This window comes from Microbacterium immunditiarum (assembly GCF_013409785.1).
Classification (GTDB): domain Bacteria; phylum Actinomycetota; class Actinomycetes; order Actinomycetales; family Microbacteriaceae; genus Microbacterium; species Microbacterium immunditiarum.
The window spans coordinates 2,788,287-2,806,832 of the sequence record NZ_JACCBV010000001.1 but is presented as its reverse complement, the minus strand read 5'-3'; the positions used below and the strand labels follow the sequence as shown (position 1 = coordinate 2,806,832).

At 65.3% G+C, this 18,546-nt stretch carries 13 protein-coding genes, 1 tRNA gene and 1 pseudogene; 10 read left to right on the top strand and 5 right to left on the bottom strand.

All coding sequences use genetic code 11. From position 1 onward, the window contains the following. From BJ991_RS13105 to rsfS, 4 genes are read left to right on the top strand one after another with little or no spacing between them, the layout of a single operon-like run. Complete coding sequence (locus BJ991_RS13105; protein ID WP_179490655.1) at positions 1–225, top strand: hypothetical protein; 225 nt, start codon at positions 1–3, stop codon at positions 223–225. A gap of 10 nt (positions 226–235) precedes the next feature. After that, positions 236–832: a nicotinate-nucleotide adenylyltransferase gene (gene nadD, locus BJ991_RS13100; RefSeq protein ID WP_179490653.1), complete on the top strand. Its 597-nt coding sequence runs from the start codon at positions 236–238 to the stop codon at positions 830–832. Beyond that, the gene (locus tag BJ991_RS13095; protein WP_246301094.1) at positions 829–2,229 is read left to right on the top strand and encodes a hypothetical protein; all 1,401 of its coding nucleotides are present in this window, start codon (positions 829–831) and stop codon (positions 2,227–2,229) included. Before nadD ends, BJ991_RS13095 begins: the two co-directional genes overlap by 4 nt. Further along, positions 2,229–2,609: a ribosome silencing factor gene (rsfS, locus tag BJ991_RS13090; protein WP_179490651.1), complete on the top strand. Its 381-nt coding sequence runs from the start codon at positions 2,229–2,231 to the stop codon at positions 2,607–2,609. The genes BJ991_RS13095 and rsfS overlap by 1 nt, the downstream gene beginning before the upstream one ends. A 37-nt stretch (positions 2,610–2,646) precedes the next feature. On the opposite strand, the gene BJ991_RS13085 is transcribed toward rsfS, so the two are convergent. Beyond that, positions 2,647–3,069 (bottom strand): VOC family protein, encoded by a 423-nt coding sequence (locus BJ991_RS13085; protein WP_179490649.1) that lies wholly within the window; start codon positions 3,067–3,069, stop codon positions 2,647–2,649. Positions 3,070–3,189: 120 nt separating this feature from the next. Between BJ991_RS13085 and BJ991_RS13080 the strand changes: the two genes are divergently transcribed. The 3 genes from BJ991_RS13080 (at position 3,190) to BJ991_RS13070 (ending at position 4,229) form a co-directional block, all read left to right on the top strand. Then, positions 3,190–3,262: transfer RNA gene (locus tag BJ991_RS13080), tRNA-Ala, on the top strand. Positions 3,263–3,531: 269 nt separating this feature from the next. Then, on the top strand, positions 3,532–4,008 hold the full coding sequence (locus BJ991_RS13075; protein ID WP_179490647.1) for a DUF2975 domain-containing protein: 477 nt from the start codon (positions 3,532–3,534) through the stop codon (positions 4,006–4,008). Continuing rightward, the gene (locus BJ991_RS13070) at positions 4,008–4,229 is read left to right on the top strand and encodes a helix-turn-helix domain-containing protein (protein WP_179490645.1); all 222 of its coding nucleotides are present in this window, start codon (positions 4,008–4,010) and stop codon (positions 4,227–4,229) included. Before BJ991_RS13075 ends, BJ991_RS13070 begins: the two co-directional genes overlap by 1 nt. Here BJ991_RS13070 and BJ991_RS13065 read toward each other — a convergent pair. The 3 genes from BJ991_RS13065 to istA all read right to left on the bottom strand — a co-directional run bounded on the left by BJ991_RS13065 (position 4,199) and on the right by istA (position 7,142). Continuing rightward, complete coding sequence (locus tag BJ991_RS13065; RefSeq protein ID WP_179490643.1) at positions 4,199–4,795, bottom strand: hypothetical protein; 597 nt, start codon at positions 4,793–4,795, stop codon at positions 4,199–4,201. The genes BJ991_RS13070 and BJ991_RS13065 overlap by 31 nt on opposite strands. Positions 4,796–5,148: 353 nt before the next feature. Then, the gene (gene istB / locus BJ991_RS13060; protein WP_179487034.1) at positions 5,149–5,937 is read right to left on the bottom strand and encodes an IS21-like element helper ATPase IstB; all 789 of its coding nucleotides are present in this window, start codon (positions 5,935–5,937) and stop codon (positions 5,149–5,151) included. Next, on the bottom strand, positions 5,937–7,142 hold the full coding sequence (gene istA, locus BJ991_RS13055; RefSeq protein ID WP_179489685.1) for an IS21 family transposase: 1,206 nt from the start codon (positions 7,140–7,142) through the stop codon (positions 5,937–5,939). Before istA ends, istB begins: the two co-directional genes overlap by 1 nt. 228 nt (positions 7,143–7,370) lie before the next feature. On the opposite strand from istA, the gene BJ991_RS13050 reads away from it, so the two are divergent. After that, positions 7,371–8,623, top strand: a protein-coding gene (locus BJ991_RS13050; protein WP_179488225.1) for an IS3 family transposase whose coding sequence is annotated in 2 segments (ribosomal slippage) — positions 7,371–7,653 and positions 7,653–8,623 — 1,254 coding nt in all. Because the reading frame shifts where the segments join, the coding sequence is not laid out codon by codon here. A 1,123-nt stretch (positions 8,624–9,746) separates the two neighbouring features. Beyond that, positions 9,747–12,257 (top strand): helix-turn-helix transcriptional regulator, encoded by a 2,511-nt coding sequence (locus tag BJ991_RS18480; protein ID WP_179490641.1) that lies wholly within the window; start codon positions 9,747–9,749, stop codon positions 12,255–12,257. 24 nt (positions 12,258–12,281) lie between these two features. Here BJ991_RS18480 and BJ991_RS18475 read toward each other — a convergent pair. Next, positions 12,282–12,472, bottom strand: a pseudogene (locus BJ991_RS18475) (IS256 family transposase); the annotation flags it as partial. A gap of 573 nt (positions 12,473–13,045) precedes the next feature. Here BJ991_RS18475 and BJ991_RS13040 point away from each other — a divergent pair. Beyond that, entirely contained in the window at positions 13,046–18,352 is a 5,307-nt protein-coding gene (locus BJ991_RS13040) for a DUF7927 domain-containing protein (RefSeq protein ID WP_179490639.1), read from the top strand. Positions 18,353–18,546: the final 194 nt, after the last annotated feature.

Below are 18,546 nucleotides of genomic sequence, written 5' to 3'. Positions count from 1 at the left end.
ATGACCCTCGTCTCGCTCATCACGTTCGCAGCAGAAGAGTCCGAGCACACCGGCAATGTCGCTGCCGAGACCGTCGTGTACGGGATCGTCGCGCTCGTGGTCTTCACGCTTCTCGCTTTCGTGACGCTCTCGTACCGCAACGTGGCCAACCGCCACTCGCCGAAGGCGGAGGCCTACGCGCGCGCCCACGCGAACGACGTGCAGCGGGTGGAACACGGCCACTAGGCCGCACTGGATGTCGGGCGAACGAGCCCCGCGGATCGGGGTCATGGGTGGGACGTTCGATCCCATCCACCATGGGCACCTCGTCGCCGCGAGCGAGGTGGCTCAGTCGTTCGACCTCGACGAGGTCGTCTTCGTGCCGACGGGCCAGCCGTGGCAGAAGCATGACGTTTCGGCCACCGAGCACCGGTACCTGATGACGGTCATCGCGACCGCCTCGAACCCGCGCTTCACAGTGAGCCGGGTCGACATCGATCGCAAAGGGCCCACCTTCACGATCGACACGCTGCGCGATCTCAAGGCCGAGCGACCATCTGCGGAGCTCTTCTTCATCACGGGCGCAGACGCCATAGCGCAAATTCTCAGTTGGAGAGACCATGATGAGTTGTGGGACCTCGCCCACTTCGTCGCCGTCTCGCGTCCAGGACATGTGCTCAGCACAGACGGACTGCCGAGCGACGATGTGAGTCAGCTCGAGGTTCCGGCCCTCGCCATCTCGTCGACGGACTGCCGGGATCGCGTCCGTCGTGGACACCCGGTGTGGTACCTCGTGCCCGACGGGGTCGTCCAATACATTGCGAAGCATCATCTTTACCGGAGCAAGGAATGAGTACACCCGAGCAGCCGGATACTCCAGCTCTCACAAGAAAGCAGTTGCGCGAGATCCGCACCACCGGCGCGACGCCGGTTGTGGATGCCGCGGCCGCCCCTGCTCCCGCTGCTCCCACGCCGCCCGTGACCTCGGCGCCTATCGCGCGACCCGACTACTCCACTCCCGCTCCCTCCGCTCCGGCTCCCTCGGCTCCCGCTTTCTCGGCTCCGGTCTTCTCGGCTCCGGCGCCTTCGGCTCCGGTCTTCTCGGCTCCGGCGCCTTCGGCGCCGGCCGCACCGCCCGTAGCGTCGACGCCGGCCGTACCGCTCGCCCGTCCCGCTGAGCCGCCTGCGCTGCCGCCGCCGCCTGTTGCGGACTCGGCCGTCGATCTCGGCGTCGCGCCGCTCACCCGCCGCCAGGCGCGCCAGCAGGAGCGTATCCGCACTGCATCCGTTCCGGTGATCACGCCCGAGGTGGCCTCGGCGTTCACATCGGCGGCGACCGATGCGCCGGCTGTCGCGAACACGGATGCCCCGCCCGCACCGGCCGCGTGGCAGACCCCTGTCGCCGAGCCGCCTGCTCGCGTGTGGCCGGTGCCGCGGACGCAGGAGCCGAGGACGCCCCTCTTCGGCGCTCCCGCGCCGGCACCGGAGCCGAGGACGCCCCTGTTCGGCGCTCCGGCACCGGCGCCGGAGCCGGAGCCACCCGCTCCCCAGACGGAGCCTCCGCAGGAGACCGGTGAGAGCGGCGTGCCCACGTGGCTGCTCAGCGCTGCCGGGGTCACCCAGGAGCGCGAGGCCGAGCAGCCTCCTCCGCCGGCTGCGTCCTGGCGCGAATCCGCGCCTTACGCGTCGCCAAAGGTCGAGAGCGAGCCGGAGCGTGCGGCTGACCGGTCGCACGCACCCGGCACCGGCGAGCGCGGCGCGGTGAGCTCGCACCTCGGAGCGGGGCTGCTCGCGGAGGGTGCGCCGAACGTTGTGCTTCCGCCGTCGTTCGACGAGCTCATCACGTCGGCGTCGACGAGCGGTTCGACGGGCACGCCGAACGCGCTCATCGTGCCACAGCCCGACCAGTCGGGCATCGTGGCTCCAGTCGCGGCGACGGGTGAGGTGCTCGTCACGGGCACGTTCAACCTGCCCGAGGGTCTCGGCTCGACGGGAGCCATCCCGGGCACCGCCGACGGCAAGGAAGTCGACGCGGTGCTCGTCGACGGCGAGCTGCCGGCCCATTCATCGCCGACGCCGATCGCGGCGAGCGCTGCGATCAGCACCGTGAAGACGCCGGGCGAGATCATCAAGCCCCCGACGCCCGAGAAGGGCAGCCGCCTCATGATCTCGCTCGCGATCACGGCGGGCGCCCTCGCGCTGGCGCTGGTCGGCGTTCTGATCCTCGCCTTCGTGACGGGAGTTCTTTGATGACGGCGACCGACCAGGCACGCGAGATGCTCGCGATCGCGGCAACCGCCGCGGACTCGAAGGGCGGCGAGGACCTCGTCGCCCTCGACGTGTCAGGACCGCTGCCCCTCGTCGACATCTTCCTGCTCGTATCGGGTCGGAGTGAGCGCAACGTGGCCGCGATCGCGGACGAGATCGAGGAGAAACTCCTCGAGGCCGGCTACAAGCGCCTGCGCCGCGAGGGGCGCCAGGAGGCTCGCTGGGTGCTGCTCGACTTCGGCGACCTCGTCGTGCACGTCTTCCACGAGCAGGAGCGCGTCTACTACGGGCTCGAGCGCCTGTGGAAGGACTGCCCCCTCGTCCCCGTCGACATCAAGCAGGGCGCCTCCGCCGAGGACTGACCCTGCCTCCGTCGCGGACGGAGCGAGATTCTCCCGCCTACTGCAGGCAGAACTCGTTTCCCTCGGGATCGCGCAGCTGGTAGTACCGCTCGGGCCACGGCCCCCACGTCTGCTCGACGAGCCGTACGACCTCGGCGCCCAGCGCCACGAGCCGATCCTTCTCGGCATCGAGTGCGGCCTCATCGCCGGGCTCGCGCTCGACGTTGACATCGAGGTGGATCCGGTTTCGGCCCCGCTTCGCCTCCGACGCGTGATGGAAGAAGAGGCGTGGACCCTTACCCTCGGGATCTTCGGCGAGCCCGCGCTTCTGGAGATCCTCGTCGGTGAGACCGGAGTCGAGCAGCTGTTGCCGCAGCTCGCCTTCGAATTCCCTGTAGGGGTAGCCGAAGACGTCGGACCAGAAGCGCGCGAGCGCCGGCGGATTGTCAGCGTAGAACGTGATGTTGCCAAGCCTGATCATGCGAGATCCCTTTCGTCGAGTTCACCTTAGGGACGCCGTCCGACACTGGCTGCGGTTCGAGGCACGGCTCGCCGTGTAGTAGAGTGGACGAGTTGTTCCGAGCGCTTCGGAGCGGCATCCGGGCCTGTGGCGCAGCTGGTAGCGCACCTGCATGGCATGCAGGGGGTCAGGGGTTCGAGTCCCCTCAGGTCCACCTAGGAGGTCCCGGTTAGACGGCTGTTTTCCGCTTCGGGGCGCCGTCTCCAGTTCTGTATTGTGGGCACTATCGACGAATCGTTGCCCGCATTCGTCTTCCGGCGGTCTCCGGAGCCCAGTGAGCAACCCGACGCTCCCTCCTCCAAAGCGCGCAAGCGTCCTACCGGACATGCGGCCGGTTCCGATCCGAGCTCGGTGATCCCACCCAGCCACTACCGAGAGTATCGTTTGTCGATGTATTGTATCGCGAAACGATACGGAGGTCGCATGAACGGTTGGGTCACCGGGCTGGCGAAGCTCGCCTGTGCGCTTTTGGTTCTGCTGCTGATTCCCGTGCAAGCCGTGATCATTCCGCTTGCGGCGAGTGAGACCATGGCGAACTTCCCCGGCTACCACCCCCTAGCGATCGCGGGGATCGTCTGGGCCATCGTCGCGGTGGCGTGCATCCAGTCGGTCCTTGTCCTCCTGTGGGTTCTGCTGTCGATGGTTGGCCGTGGTCGCATCTTCGTTCCCACAGCGTTGGGCGTGCTGACGGCGATGGCGTGGGTTGCGGCGGTGTTCACCGGACTGATGGCGCTCGCCTTCGCAGCGCTGACTGTCACCTCTGCGCTCCCCGGCTTGGTCGCCATCGGACTCATCGCAGGGGCGCTCATCGGTGTGATGGCGTTCCTCGTCTTCATCGTGATTCGCGGCCTCCTCTCCACAGCGACGAGCTACGCTGCCGAGCTCGCCGAGGTGATCTGATGCCGATCGTCGTGAACCTCGACGTCGAACTCGCCAAGCGGAAGATGACGGTGAATCAGCTCGCCGCAGCGATCGGCATCACGCCCGCCAACGTCTCCGTCCTCAAGAGCGGGCGCGCGAAGGCCGTCAGATTCTCCACGCTCGAGGCGATATGCCGGGTTCTCGGGTGTCAGCCCGGCGATCTCCTGGTCTACGCGCCCGATGAAGTGCACGACTCGTGAGTTCGCCCCTCGAGGACACCACGCGAGGGGCGAACCCACGACGCCGCCCAGTAGATGCCCGGGTCGATTCGGGTCGTCTGGATGTTGAACACGGTGGGCGGCGCGTTCGGGTCCAGGGTGTCCCACTGGTCTCGGCCGACCTGGAGGCCGGGGTTCCAGGACGATCCCGTGCTCCACGCGTTCGAGCAGGTGTTGGGCGAGAGGCGCACGCCGGCACGCGTCCACCAGAAGCACACGCTGATGATGCGCTTCCCCGAGTAGACGTTCGCGGCGGCGTAGCCATATCCCCGATACATCAGGTAGAGGATCTCCTCGGCGTACGCGTAGCTTGAGCCCCAATAGACCAGCGGGGTTATCTCGCCGGTAGGAGCGGAAGGAAACTCAGCCCCGACCGGCTCGCCGCCGGGCTTCATCTCGTAGCTCTCCGTGATGACCTCGAGCCCGTCTTCGGGACCGAACTCGCGGCCGTTGATGACAACCGTCTCGTCGGAGCGGTCGCCTTCATCCGCGACTGCGGGCGTGGCGGCCATCGCGACGCCTGCGGCCATGAGGCCGACGGCGAGCATCGCGGTTATTCGTCGTCTCGCGCTCTGTGTGCTCGACATGGGGTCCTTTCGCACTCGCGCGGACGACATGCCCTCGCCCGCTGGGGAAGCCCTTGCCGCATTGGCGGCTGCTCGCGCATGAGTCTTTCGTCGGGGGCTGAGGTGCTCCAGCATTCTTGCCTGCTGGTGTCGACTCAATTCCCTCTGTAACCTGTGGCGGTTGTGTCACCAGCTTCTGTCGGTGACCCCCATGCCGGCTATCAGACGCAACTTCCTGCGAACCTCAGATCGTGACATGAGCAACCCCTGTCGGCGACGGTTGAGAACCAGGCCAAAACGACGGGCGAAAACTAGGCCACCGATTCGTCGTTTCGTCAGTCTGCCGGATCTTGCGTCTTGATGCTGGGGAGGCTGTCGATGCCTCGTCCGCGGAGCCGGTAACTGGCGCCCTTCAGCGTGAGCACGTCGGCGTGGTGGACGATCCGGTCGATCATCGCGGCGGCGACGGCTTGGTCTCCGAAGACGCCGCCCCAGCCAGAGAACGGCAGGTTGCTGGTGAGGATCAATGAGGCGTGTTCGTAGCGGGATGAGACGAGCTGGAAGAAGAGGTTTGCGGCGTCTTGCTCGAACGGGAGGTAGCCGACTTCGTCGACGATGATCAGCCCGTAGCGTCGTAGCCGGGCGAGTTCCTGCGGGAGCCGGCCCTGCCGGTGAGCGTCGGTGAGACGGGTGACCCAGTCCGTCGCGGTCGCGAACAACACCCGGTGCCCGTGCCTCGCGGCAACGATCCCGAGAGCGGTCGCGAGATGAGTCTTGCCGGTTCCGGGCGGGCCGAGCAGGACGACGTTCTGCGCCTCGAGGAGGAACCCTCCGGAGGCGAGTCCGGCGATCTGCTGACGGGCTGCCGGCTGAGCGTCCCAGTCGAAGTCCTCGAGAGTCTTCCGGGCGGGGAACCCGGCGGCTTTGATCCGCAGCTCCGCGCCAGACGCGTTCCGCGCTGAGACTTCGCGTTCGAGGACGGCGGCGAGGTAGTCCTCGAACGACCAGCCCGCGTCCCGTGCTTGGGTGGCCATCCGGCCGGCCGCTTCAGTGATCCTCGGTGCTTTCAGCGCTCCGGCGAGATAGGTGATCTGCTTGACGGCGTCGGTCTGCTTGGCGGCCATCAGGCGACTCCCTCGATCCCGAAGGCGCGGTCGTAGTCAGCGAGATCCCTGGTGAGGTCGTCTCCGACGACGGCAGGGCGGGGCTGCTGGAACTGCTGCCGCAACCGTCGCGCCGTCTCGACATGAGCCGGGTCCGTGACGATGCTTCCGCGCGCCCAGACCCGGGCGTGGTCGGCGACGACGCGCCCATCCATCCTGACTCGGACGCGGTCCAGGTCTGCGGTCACGTCAACGATGCGGCCGATCGCTTGCGGGTCGACGGAGTAGTCGGACGCATCGAGGCGGACGTAATAGTCCCGGCCGAGCCTGACCCGTTCCCGCCAGCCCAGCTGCAACGGGATCGGCGGCAACGGCAGCATCCTCGAGCGGTCGTGCTCGATCAGATCGACCGGACGTGCCTTGATGGTCCGCACGACCCTGCCGTTCGCGTTCTCCAGCCAGTCGGCGAGCTGGGCGTTGAAGTCCGCCGGTGAGGCGAAGGCCCGGCCGGGCATGAACGAGGTCTCGAACCAGCCGTTGCGCCGCTCGACGATCCCCTTCGACTCCGGGTCGAAGGGGCGCAGCTGCACGACCTTCGCCGCGAGGGTCCCCGCGAATGCGGCGACGCCTTGCGCGAGCCGCCCCTTCTGACCGATGCCGGGCTCGTTGTCCCAGATCAGCCGTCGCGGCACCGCCCCTAGTTGCTGGATCAGCTCCCACGACCCGAGCAGCAGATCCTCCGTCTTGCGCGTCGGGATCATCCTCGCGGTCACGAACCTCGAATGCGCCGCGACGATCACCAACACCGGCAGCAGCACCGCCGTGCCGTCCTCGAGCGGGATCTTCCGGGGCGGGAACCACAGGTCGCACTGCGCCGCATCACCCGCTGCCCAACTGAGCCGATCAGCGGGATCGACCGGGCGGTGCTCCGGCCGCAGCCGACGCACGTTCTCCCGGAACCAGGTGATCGACCCCGACCACTCAAGCCGCTCCGCGATCACCGTCGCCGGCATCGACGGATGCTCCGCCAGCAACGCTCTGACTCTCGCCTCGAACGGCGAGAACGACGTCGGCTGCAGCGGCCGCTGATACCTCGGCGGCCGGTCAGACCGCACCGCCGCCGCGACCGTGTCCCGCGCGATACCGAGATCTCGAGCAACCTGACGCTGCGGAACACCGTCCGCGACAAGCCGCCTGATCAACGCCCAATCTTCCAAGGAGATCACCCACCCAATCTGGTCCGGGTGGCCTAGTTTTCAAGCGTCGTTTTGGCCGGGTTCTGGAGCGTCGTCGACAACCCCGTCGAATGGTGGTCAGATTTGTATGCTCACGCATATTGCAGAGGCGCGTCGGGACTGTCAAGAGGTGAGCGAGCCACCCTTTCATCGGCGCCGGGGCGCCAGTGACTCGCCCCGGCATGTCCGGAGACATGATTCCTTGGAAGGATCTGTCTCATGGGACGTCCCAGCAAGTATTCGCGCGAGCTTCGTGAGCGCGCCGTCCGTATGGTCGCCGAGGTGCGGCCCGACTATCCGAGCGAGTACGCCGCGATGATCGCGGTCGCGCAGATGCTCGGCATCGGGTCGCCGGAGACGATCCGCACCTGGATCCGCCGGAACCAGATCGACGCCGGCGACCGGCCCGGTGTCACGACCGAAGCGGCGGAGGAGATCAAGCGGCTCAAGCGCGAGAACGCCGAGCTGCGTCGCGCGAACGAGATCTTGAAGGCGGCTTCGGCTTTCTTCGCGGCCGAGCTCGACCGGCCACAGAAGCGATAGTCGCGTTCATCGAGGAGCACAAGGACCGCCGTGATGGTGGTCTGCGGTGGGGTGTCGAGTCGATCTGCGACGTGCTCACCCAGCACGGCGTGAAGATCGCCCCATCGACCTACTACGACGCGAGAGACCGTGGCCCCTCGGCGCGGGAGGTGTCGGACGAGCGGTGGAAGCCGATCATCCTCGCGACGTGGCAGAAGCAGCGGAAGGTGCTCGGCGCCCGCAAGCTCTGGCTGAGGTTGCGGCGCGATGGGCATGACATCGCCCGTTGCACCGTCGAGCGGCTCATGCGAGACCTGGGCATCGCTGGCGTTACTCGTGGACGCCGCAAGCGACCCGTCGATCGCGAACTGCGTGAGACCAGGCCCGCGGACCTCGTCGATCGGCACTTCGCCCGGCTCCGCACGAACCAGCTCTGGGTCGCCGACTTCACCTACGTCTGGACGTGGTCCGGATGGGTGTACGTCGCGTTCGTGTTCGACGCGCACTCCCGCCGCATCCTCGGCTGGCGCGCCGCCACCTCGATGACTACCCCGCTCGTTCTCGACTGCCTCGACATGGCGCTGTGGACCCGCCGACGCGAAGGCGTCGCCGGGTTCGCCGGGCTCACGCACCACACCGACGCGGGCAGCGTCTACACGTCAATCGCCTTCACCGACCGTCTCATCGATGAAGGCATCGACGCGTCGGTCGGGTCTGTCGGCGACGCGTACGACAACTCGCTCGCGGAGTCGCAGATCGGGCTCTACAAGTCCGAGCTCATCCACCACGAGGGCCCATGGCGGGACGTCGATCAAGTCGAGGCGGCGACCGCGTCCTGGGTGCTGTGGTTCAACACCGAACGCACCCACGGCTCGATCGACGACCTCACACCGCTCGAGGTCGAGCAGCTCGACTACGCTCGCATCGAACCGGTCGAGAGAGCCGGCTGACACCAGCAAACAACTCTCCGGACATGCCGGGGCGAGTCAGCCCGCAACCGTTCACTTTTCAAGCGCCGGAATCGACCAGTTCTGCAGCGCCGCCGACAGTCTCAGCCTACGACTCCCACGGCGTGGACCAATCCGCGGACCAAAGAGGGCCCGGTGCTGACAAGCCTGGCATGCGCGCTACGCGTGCTGCTAGGAGTAGAGGTGCGCCCCCATCTCGCCGCCGATCCGTTCCGGATAAGGTACGTCGGCGACCGCGGCGCGACCAGAACCGTTACAGCTAGTCCGCGAGAGGTGTCCCGAGATTACAAGACATGATCAGCCTTCCAGATCGTTGTCATGGCGATCATGAGAAACTCGAGTGATGTCTGCGAACCCATCCCCTCATCCCGGAGCCAATGTTCTGTTGCCCAGCCGGAGACCCTGCGGACGAGATCCTACAGAGCGCGACCGGCGACGTCGGGGCTCTCGCCGATGGCCACGCAGGGACCGGCGTTGGGGGCGGGGCGGAGCGCGGTCGGTCCGCATAAGAATGTCTCCAGCATGCACAGAGCCGCATGCTTGTTGTCCGAGCCGCGGTCGGGTCTGACACCGATCGCGAGAACCAGCGAAGAGCGTGAGCAACGTACGCACCGCCGTGATCGGCGCCCCTCGATACCGCCACGTGCGCGCACCGGTATGCCGGGCCTCGGGAAGCCGATCGGCGAACCAGTCTCAGTTCTGGCGGACGCGCCGCCCCCGAGGAGTTCGATCGCTCCATCGCACGGACCTCTTGTGCGTCTGCGCGCGGCAACGACTCCGGTTTCGCCGCCAACAGTTCACAACCCGTTCGTGAGTGGGCACACAACAAGAGATCGGCTACATATAACGATCCGGGTCAGTTGGGCTGAGTGTCAGCCACAAGATGGATGGGCTGGACAGCAGGCAAGGTCATCTATGTCTCGGTCGCCTCGACGGAGGCCCATCAGGCGAAGGGACTTCTGTGCCGATTAATAGCGTCTCGCAGCACTATGCAAAGCGTGAAAAGCGAGCGGACCGTTCCCCAGATCGTTTACTAGTCTCTCATATTCCAACCGGGAGCCGAACTGATCACGCCGTTGAGAGAGGTTGGATCTTTCGGGACCGATTGCTGGACAAGATCGACGCAGCCTCGGGCCCAGTTGTTGTCTGCGCGGAAGGCGGTGCGGGCAAATCGATTCTTGCACTGCACTGGACAAGACGTCACGCGGCGCTTTTGATTGCACGAGTCGCCTTCGGCGATCGCGATCAGAACGACATACTGGCATGGCGGACGGCTCTCAACTCATTGCGGGTGTTGGCTCCTGAAAGGATCGCGATCCTCATCCGCGAGTATCGCGATGAGAACATCTCGTCCGAAGAACTTCCAGGTCTCGTTATCCATGCGCTGAACGAACTCCAGGAACCGGCAGCAATTCTCATCGAGGACATGCATCTCGTGTCCGAAAGAACTCAGGCCCGACTGGTCGATGTGTTCCGCGGCATTCCAGGTATACGAGTTATCGTCACGACCCGGGACATCGTTGCGCTTGAGCGGGATCCATCCATGCTCGCTGCTGGCTTACAGAAGATCGGGTCAGCTGAGCTAGCGTTTACCTATGCGGAGACCCGCGACCTCATTGAAGATGTCCTCGGAGGTGCGACTCCAAGCCTGGTGAGTGAGGTGTTCCGCGCCACCCGCGGTCACGTCCTCGCGACACGCCTAGCGGTCTCACGACTCGACCACGACCACAGACATACCACTAGGCCAGTTTCCTCTAGGCGATCTCTGAGGGACACCTTCACCGCGGTGAGACAGTCGCTACCCGGGTTCTCCTCGATTGAAGAGGAACGCTTCGCATGCGCGGCCGCTCTGTGTCCCGAAATCACCCACAACCTCAGTGACGCAATCTCACATGACGTCGATGAACCCTGGCATGTCATCGAGAATTTCGAGAAATCCGGCCTTGGGAGAATCGAACGCCTCTCCGGGGTCGCAGCATTTCGCTTCCATGCGCTGGTTCGAGCGGCTCTGCTTGAGCGTCGAAAGGCGGTACTCGCTCCAGAGGAAGCGCAAGAGATCCGTCGAGCTGCATTCGCGTCGTTGCAGGATGTATCAGATCCGATAGACCTGCTCGAACTCGCGCTGGACGCCAACATGGACGAGTCGATCTTCATCTTCTTTGCTCGCAACTTCTCAGAACTGAGCCTAGTGCGATCAAAGGAATGTCTCACGCTGCTTGAGCATCTACCGGAATCTCGTTTCGCCGCGGACTGGCAACTTCCACTCATGCAGAGTGTGCTCTTGGTAGAGAACTGTGCTCAAGTTCCCGCGCTCGCACATGCCCGCGCACAAATGGCAATCCGCAGTTTGAGGCAGACGCGAAACCTCTACGGCCCCCAGCGCATACTGCACGCCCTAGGTCGCTTCGCCGCATACCGAGCCTCAAGACAGTATGAACGTGCGGCCAAGGACGTCGACACATTCTTCCGAGAACTGCTGGCATTCCTACCGCAAGGGGAACTGGACGAAACCACGGAGTGGTCGGCAGCCGCGCTGCAGGGCATGATCACATTGGCGTTGAGCGGGGATATCACCGGAGCCATAGATGCCGGGCGCCTTCTCGACCACGACAATCATCCCAGACGTAGACTCCACCGCGACAGCTTGATGAGCCTGATGCACGCTCTGAACGGAGACCTACGCCAGTCAGCCCAGTACCTTGCCGCCATCGAAGAATCCCGCCTACCCATAAACTGGCAAGACAGCATCATATCTGTCGGAAGCCAGCTGGCGCACGCGCTACAACTCGCGAATCGTGGTGACGTTCACCGCGCGATAGCGATCCTCGAAAGCGGCCTACCAGATCTCTCCGAACTCGAACTATGGCCAGCAGTCCTGTGGGTGCGTGCGCGCATTCGACTCGCAAGCGGAGACGTGGAGTACGGACTCCTTGAACTTGAATCAAGCTTGGACGTAGTGAAGCGCTATCCCGCCTCAACCTGGTGGCGGGAGCGACTAGAGACCTGCCGGGCAGAGCTCCTTCTTGCAGTGGGGCGACCCCTCGAATCCCAAGCGTCACTGCAAACCTTGCGTATCGGACCTGACGTAGCAATCGCGCGGGCGAACTGCGCCTTCGCCGTCGGCCGCATTATTGACGCCAAACAGGCTTTGCGGCGGACTTGTGAAGACAACACCCCTGTAAGCGCCCGAATTTCCGGCGGACTGCTGTCCGCGATCGCCGCACTGCGGTCAGGGGATCGCGCGGAAGCAGCACTACGTGCCACTTCTGCGCTTCGCCTAGCGAGGCTGGCTGAAAACCACTTGCCGATAACCTGCGTCAGCGCGCCAATGCTCGAAGAGATCCGTGGGGTAGTGTCCAATGATCTATGGCGCGATCCCATCGCCAGCCCCTTCACATTCGTCGTTGATAACGTCGGACTCACGAAACGCGAGAGTGCCGTATTGGCTCGCCTGGTCCGAGGGGGAACCGTCGAGGAGATCGCGGCGGAGTTGTTCGTTTCCGTTAACACCATGAAGACCCACCTGCGGAACCTATATAGAAAACTCGGCGTCTCCAGCAGGTCGGAGGCAATAGACGCGGCAGTCCGACGGGGATTAGGCGGGTCTGGCCGTTGAACGGTGTGTGGGGCCCGGTGGTCCTCAGCGAGTGGCTCTCTCGGTCCGCCTGGCGCAGGTGAACGCGAACGCGTTGGACGTGGGCTTCCACTTACTGCAACAGCGCGCCCGGCCCCGCCGCTCGGGTCAAGCGACCTCGTCACCACATAGAGACACTTGGGCGCGGCTTGCTCGTTCGGGAGGTGCACGCGTGCCATGATGCGCCGCCTGTATGGAGGGGGAGAGACCTCCATCGCTTGGTCGTCGCAGCGGACAGGTTGAAGTGAGGGCAGCCTGAGCCATGCGGTGCTGGCGAGGGTGCGAAGCCGCCCTGACTGACGCTGCACGTCGAGCGACCGATGTATGACGTGCTCGGGACCATGCCGAGGATCTGTTCACAAGCACGCGAGTTTCTCGCTGCCATGGCCATCTCCGGGAGATGTCTCATGACCGCCGACACTCGACCCCGAGGCTTACCCAACAGCCGAACTGGTCGGGGCCAAGAACGAATCGACCTGACGCTGCGAATCGTGGGTCGAACCGCGCCAGTGATCAACAACCGGCCGACGGCGGTAACCGCACCGGGTGATCTTGCCGGGTGAGATTCGGCCCTCGTCCCCTGTCCCAGCCTTGCGGTGCCGATGATGGCGACGGGCGTGTAGCCACGTGCTTGACCCGCGCCTCGACTAAGGGACACAACAATGCATGCGAGACGAAGCAGCCCCCTCATCGCGGCATCGACCCGACCGTTCGCCCCTCGGTCGCCGTTGTGCACGTTGGAGATCAGGCGGCGGTCGACAGCCGCTATCGTGGCGATTCTGCTAGTGATTGCTTCCCTGGTCTACGTAACAGCTTTCGCCTCATCTGCGGAGGCTGCGGCACAGGGGTGCTCCTATGCTGCCGACGAGCCCAACAATGGTGCGCACGCCTCAACCATCTGTTGGTTCGACTTCGCTGGCTTCGACGAGACGGAAGCGCGGTTGGGTGATGGCCAGGCGATGACAGTCACCCTGGAAGGAGGGTACGTCGCCTCGTTCACCGTGAAGGTCACAGACGCGGGCGAAGCTCGTATGGGGATAGCATCCCGAGCAACTCCGCTCGAGTCGCGGTTCGCGTTCGGGACGGATGCCTATCGCGGCATCGTGGGCAGTCCGGCGCTTTACAGTTCAGCCGCGCCTGTTGGGACACTTAAGGCTGCCACGGTCACCCTCGATGACATCTCCGTGACTGATGTGGACGGTCAGCCGGTGACCGGCTTCTCCTTTGTCGTTGCCGATGTCGAGGACAACGTCGCCGGGGAGTCGTTCACGTGGCAATCGGATAGTCCGCTGAACGACATCGAAACGCTTGCGCCCGGAGGGTCATGGGGTTGTAAGACCCCGACCGGTCTGGGAACGACAACGGTGTCATGTGCGGGCGTCGGCGCCGGCGCCTCGACGACGGCCGGGGGAAAGTCCACGGCGCTCTTGGTCGCAGCCGATACGCCGACCACGTTCTCGACGACCTGGGTCACTCCGCAACGATCCGGCATCGCGCTTGGCATACAGACGGCGAAAGTCACGGTGACCAAGGAGGTGGCGTCACGTGCCTACCCTGGAGATAGCTTCGATGTTGCTGTCACAAGCCCAGAGGGCACGACGCTGGGATCAGCGTCGACCGAGGCGACGAACTCGGCGACGACCGGTCGTATCACCGTTCTTCCGCGCTTGGACGGTCAGGAATTCACGCTCTCGGAGGCGGCTACGCAGGGATCTTCCACCGACCTGGCCAACTATTCGCAAGACTGGACGTGCGTGAACAACGCGCAGGGCAGCGAGACGCAACTGCCTAGCGGATCGGGCGCGAACAAGACGGTGATACCTGCGGTAGGCGATGACATCATCTGCACCGTTACGAATGAGTCTCTCGTTGCGCGCTCCCTTTCAGTGTCCAAGACCTCAGACGCTTCGGAGTCAACGCGACCAGGTGACACGGTCACCTATTCGGTCAAGGCGACCAACACCGGCGATGCCGACTATACCGAGGCGATTCCCGCGACGTTGCTGGATGATCTGTCTGGAGTTCTCGACGACGCGACGTACAACAACGACGCCACGGCCGACCAGCCCGGTGACTTGTCCTACGCCTCCCCGCTGCTGTCCTGGACCGGCCCTCTCGCCGCCGGCGAGTCGGTGACACTGACCTACACGGTCACGCTGGAGGTTGGGGGCGACGGGTATGTGCGCAACGTCGCATGGGAGCCGACCGATCCGGAAGACCCCGAGACTCCGGCTTGCGACCCGCCGGAGGCGGGTGTCGATCCTGAGACCGGTGAACCTTGCGCGGAGGTGGAGTATCTCCTGCCGCGTCTGGGGATCCAGAAGACAGCGGACCGTACGGAGTTGCCTGCGATCGGTGAGCAGGTCGAGTACACCGTCACGGTCACCAACGTCGGCCCCGGCACATACACGATCGGCGCTCCCGCCACGGCGACGGACGACCTGTCGAACGTACTGGACGACGCGTCGTACAACGACGATGCGACTGCGTCGACTGGTGAGGTGTCGTATGACGAGCCCACCCTCTCGTGGTCGGGTGCGCTGGCGGCGGGTGAGTCAGCGACGATCACCTACACGGCGACCTACACCGGCGAGGGGGACCAGCTCCTTCGCAACCTCGCGTGTGTACCGGCGTCGGAGACGGTACCGGGCGAGCCGAGCTGCGATTTCGTCGAGATCCCCGGTGCGGGGCTCACACAGTGGAAGCACGTGCAGGCCTCGAGCACGTCGGCGGTTGCGGGGACGGTGCTGACCTACACGCTGTTTTTCAACAACGACGGTGCAGCGGCCGCAGGCGTAGATGCGGTGGACGACCTGACCCATGTCACTGACGATGCGGATGTCACGCGTGAGCCAACCTCCGCCGATGGGCTCAGCGTCACACGTGACGGTGACCGCATCGCGATCACTGGGTCCGTTCCGGCCGGGGAGACCTACACGGTTACCTACCAGGTCACCATCAAGGAGGACGGAGAGCGTGGCGACGACATCGCGGCGAACTTCCTCCTCGACCCGATCACCGAGCCGCCGACGGAACCAGAATGTGGTCCGGCCGACGAGCAGCTTCCCGATTGCACCACGACGCCGATCGCGGCGGTCGTGTACTCCAAGTCCGTGTCTCCGGAGTCGACTCCAATCGAGGCCGGTACCGTCCTGACCTACACGGTCACGGTTATGAGCACCGGAACGACGACAGCACCCGTCTCACGTGAGGACGTCTTGATCGACGTGCTCGACGATGCTGACCTGACGAGCGCTCCCATCTCCGACACCTCTTCGGTGACTGTCTCCGAAGTTGTCGACGGTCGATTCCAGATCGGAGGCGAGCTCGCCGCGGGCGAGACCGCGACCATCACCTACCAGGTGACGGTCAAGGACAAGGACGACCGTGGGAACAACAGTGCGGACAACTTCGTGGTGGAGCCAGGCGAGACACCACCGGTGGACTGCGAGGAGGGCTCCACGGAGTGCACGAGCACCCCGCTCCCGGTGATCGAGGCGACGAAGTCGTCCAATCCCGAATCGGGCGCGACAGTTGTCGCCGGTCAAGAGGTCACTTACACGCTGACTTTCTCCAACTCTGGTGAAGGTGTTGGCGTAGCCAACTACCTCGACGACCTGTCCGGCGTACTCGATGACGCCACTCTGACCGCGGGCCCGGAGGCTAGTGACGAAGCGCTGACGGTGGGGCTGAACGCTGACGACACGATCGCTGTCAGCGGCGAGCTTCAGCCGGGTCAGACCGTCACGGTCTCCTACTCGGTCACCGTGCTGCCGGACGGTCAGCGGGGAGACAACCGGCTGGGCAACGTGCTCGCGCCCACCGGTACCACGGACCCGGAGTGCGGCATCGACGGTGTCTTCTGCACCGAGCATCCGGTGCCGCTGTTGGAGTCGTGGAAGGCCGTCGAGGCCGACACCACCCCGGTCGCGGCCGGGACGGTGCTGACCTACACGCTGTTCTTCGAGAACACCGGGCAGGGCACAGCTGTCGTTGACGAGGTCGACGACCTCACCCACGTCACCGACGACGCCGACGTCACCACCGAGCCGACGAGCGCGGACGGTTTGAACGTCACCCGTGACGGCAACCGGATCTCGATCACCGGCGAAGTACCGGCTGGTGAGACGTACACGGTCACCTATCAGGTCACGGCGAAGGCAGATGGGGAGCGCGGCGATGACATCGCAGCCAACTTCCTGCTCAACTCCGATGAGGAACCGCCCACAGACCCGGTCTGCCAGCCCGAAGACGGCGAACGACCGGACTGCACGGTCACCCCGATCGGGCGACTGCTGACCGGCAAGTCGGTCTCGGCCGACACCGACCCGGTGGACGTGGGCACGGTGCTGACCTACACGCTCACGTTCGACAACCAGGGCCAGGGGCCGATCGACGTCGACCACACCGACATCCTCACCGATGTCCTGGACGACGCTGACCTGACCACGCCGCCGGCCGCATCGGACGATGCGCTGACAGTCTCGGACGTCACGGGCGGGCAGTTCACCGTGACCGGTGAGCTCGCGCCCGGGCAGACGATCACCGTGACCTACCAGGTCACGGTGAAGGAGGAGGCCGACCGTGGCAACAACACGGCCGACAACTTCCACGTTCCCACCGGCGAGAACCCGCCAGAGGAATGCGTCGAGGGAGACCCGAACTGCACGGTCACCCAACTGCCGCTGGTCGAGGTGTCCAAGACCGCAGACCCGGAGACGGGATCGGACGTGCAGGCCGGCCAGGAGGTCACCTACACGCTGACCTTCACCAACTCCGGTGACGCGGCTGGGCCGGTGGATTACACCGACAACCTCGCCGCCGTGCTGGATGACGCCGACCTCACTGGTGCGCCGGTCAGCAGTGACCCGGCCCTGGTGCCGAGTTCCGGGGAGGACGGGACGGTCCGGGTGACCGGCACGCTCGCCCCGGACCAGACGGTCACCGTCTCCTACACCGTCACCGTCAAGCCCGACGGCGAGCGGGGAGACAACCGGCTGCGCAACGTTGTCGCCAAGACCGGCACCACCGACCCGCAGTGCGATGAGCCGGATGTGTACTGCACGGAGCATCCGATCGGGGAGTTGGACGACTGGAAGACGGTCGACCCGACCACCGGATCGACCCTGCGCCCGGGGGAGACGGCGACGTACACGCTGCACTTCGAGAACACCGGCCAGGCGCCGGTCGAGGTGAACCGTGACGACGTCCTCACCAAGGTCCTCGACGACGCCGACGTCACGGCCCAGCCTGTCGCATCCAGCGACGCGCTGACTGCATCGGCGATCGAGAACGGCAGGTTCACGGTCACCGGCACACTGCAACCCGGCCAGGTCGTCACGGTGACCTACACGGTCACCGTGAAGCCCGACGGACAGCGCGGCGACGACCGGCTGGACAACTTCCTCGTACCCAACGGGGAGGAGCCGCCGGAGACCTGCGTGCCCGCCGATGGGGAGCGCCCGGACTGCACCTACAACCACGTCTCCGACTTGGACGTGGCGAAGTCCAGCGACCCGAAGTCCGGCTCGAAGGTGGACCCGGGGCAGGAGGTCACCTACACACTGACCTTCACCAACAGGGGCACCAACCCCGACGCCGCTGACGTGGCTGTCGACTACACCGACCACATGGCCGACGTGCTCGACGACGCCACTCTCACCGCAGGCCCTGTGGTCTCCCACGAGAACCTGACGGCCACCGCGAACGGCGACACGATCCGGGTCACCGGAGCCGTGCCGACCGGCGAGGTCTACACGGTCACCTACACCGTCAAGGTCAACGCCTACGACAAGCAGGGCAACCACCACCTCGGCAACGTCGTCGCGATCACCGGCGAGCCGCCGGTCTGCGTCGACGAGTCGCCGCTGTGCACCGAGCACGACGTGCCCAAGCCGCCACCTGGTGGGAATCTGCCGAACACGGGTGCGACTATCTCGATGTCGGTGCTCCTCGCGGCGCTGCTGTTGCTTGGTGCCGGCGGTGGGCTGGTGTTGACCGGCCGTCGACGCCGGGTCTCGGCGGCGGGTAGCGACGGTGCCGGCGAGAGCGTTGGTATCGACGAGCTGTTCCGGTAGTAGCGGACCTCTTGGGGCGTCGTTGAGACGACGATCCAAGAGGCTCCTTCCCGCTGCGACACCGACGATCCGTCCCCGACCGGTCTCTGCGGGATCCCCAACCGGTGGAGTCCCTCACCCATGAAGCATCTGACGCCTGCCCCACTCCCCACTCGAGGGGCAAGGGCGAGGGGCGCCACCGTGTTGCGCCCCGG

What these genes read in the sequence shown, in the direction of transcription:
- BJ991_RS13105 (WP_179490655.1), top strand. Translation starts at nt 1, where the DNA reads ATGACCCTCGTCTCGCTCATCACGTTCGCAGCAGAAGAGTCCGAGCAC.
- nadD (WP_179490653.1), top strand. Translation starts at nt 236, where the DNA reads ATGTCGGGCGAACGAGCCCCGCGGATCGGGGTCATGGGTGGGACGTTC.
- BJ991_RS13095 (WP_246301094.1), top strand. Translation starts at nt 829, where the DNA reads ATGAGTACACCCGAGCAGCCGGATACTCCAGCTCTCACAAGAAAGCAG.
- rsfS (WP_179490651.1), top strand. Translation starts at nt 2,229, where the DNA reads ATGACGGCGACCGACCAGGCACGCGAGATGCTCGCGATCGCGGCAACC.
- BJ991_RS13085 (WP_179490649.1), bottom strand. Translation starts at nt 3,069, where the DNA reads ATGATCAGGCTTGGCAACATCACGTTCTACGCTGACAATCCGCCGGCG.
- BJ991_RS13075 (WP_179490647.1), top strand. Translation starts at nt 3,532, where the DNA reads ATGAACGGTTGGGTCACCGGGCTGGCGAAGCTCGCCTGTGCGCTTTTG.
- BJ991_RS13070 (WP_179490645.1), top strand. Translation starts at nt 4,008, where the DNA reads ATGCCGATCGTCGTGAACCTCGACGTCGAACTCGCCAAGCGGAAGATG.
- BJ991_RS13065 (WP_179490643.1), bottom strand. Translation starts at nt 4,795, where the DNA reads ATGCTCGCCGTCGGCCTCATGGCCGCAGGCGTCGCGATGGCCGCCACG.
- istB (WP_179487034.1), bottom strand. Translation starts at nt 5,937, where the DNA reads ATGGCCGCCAAGCAGACCGACGCCGTCAAGCAGATCACCTATCTCGCC.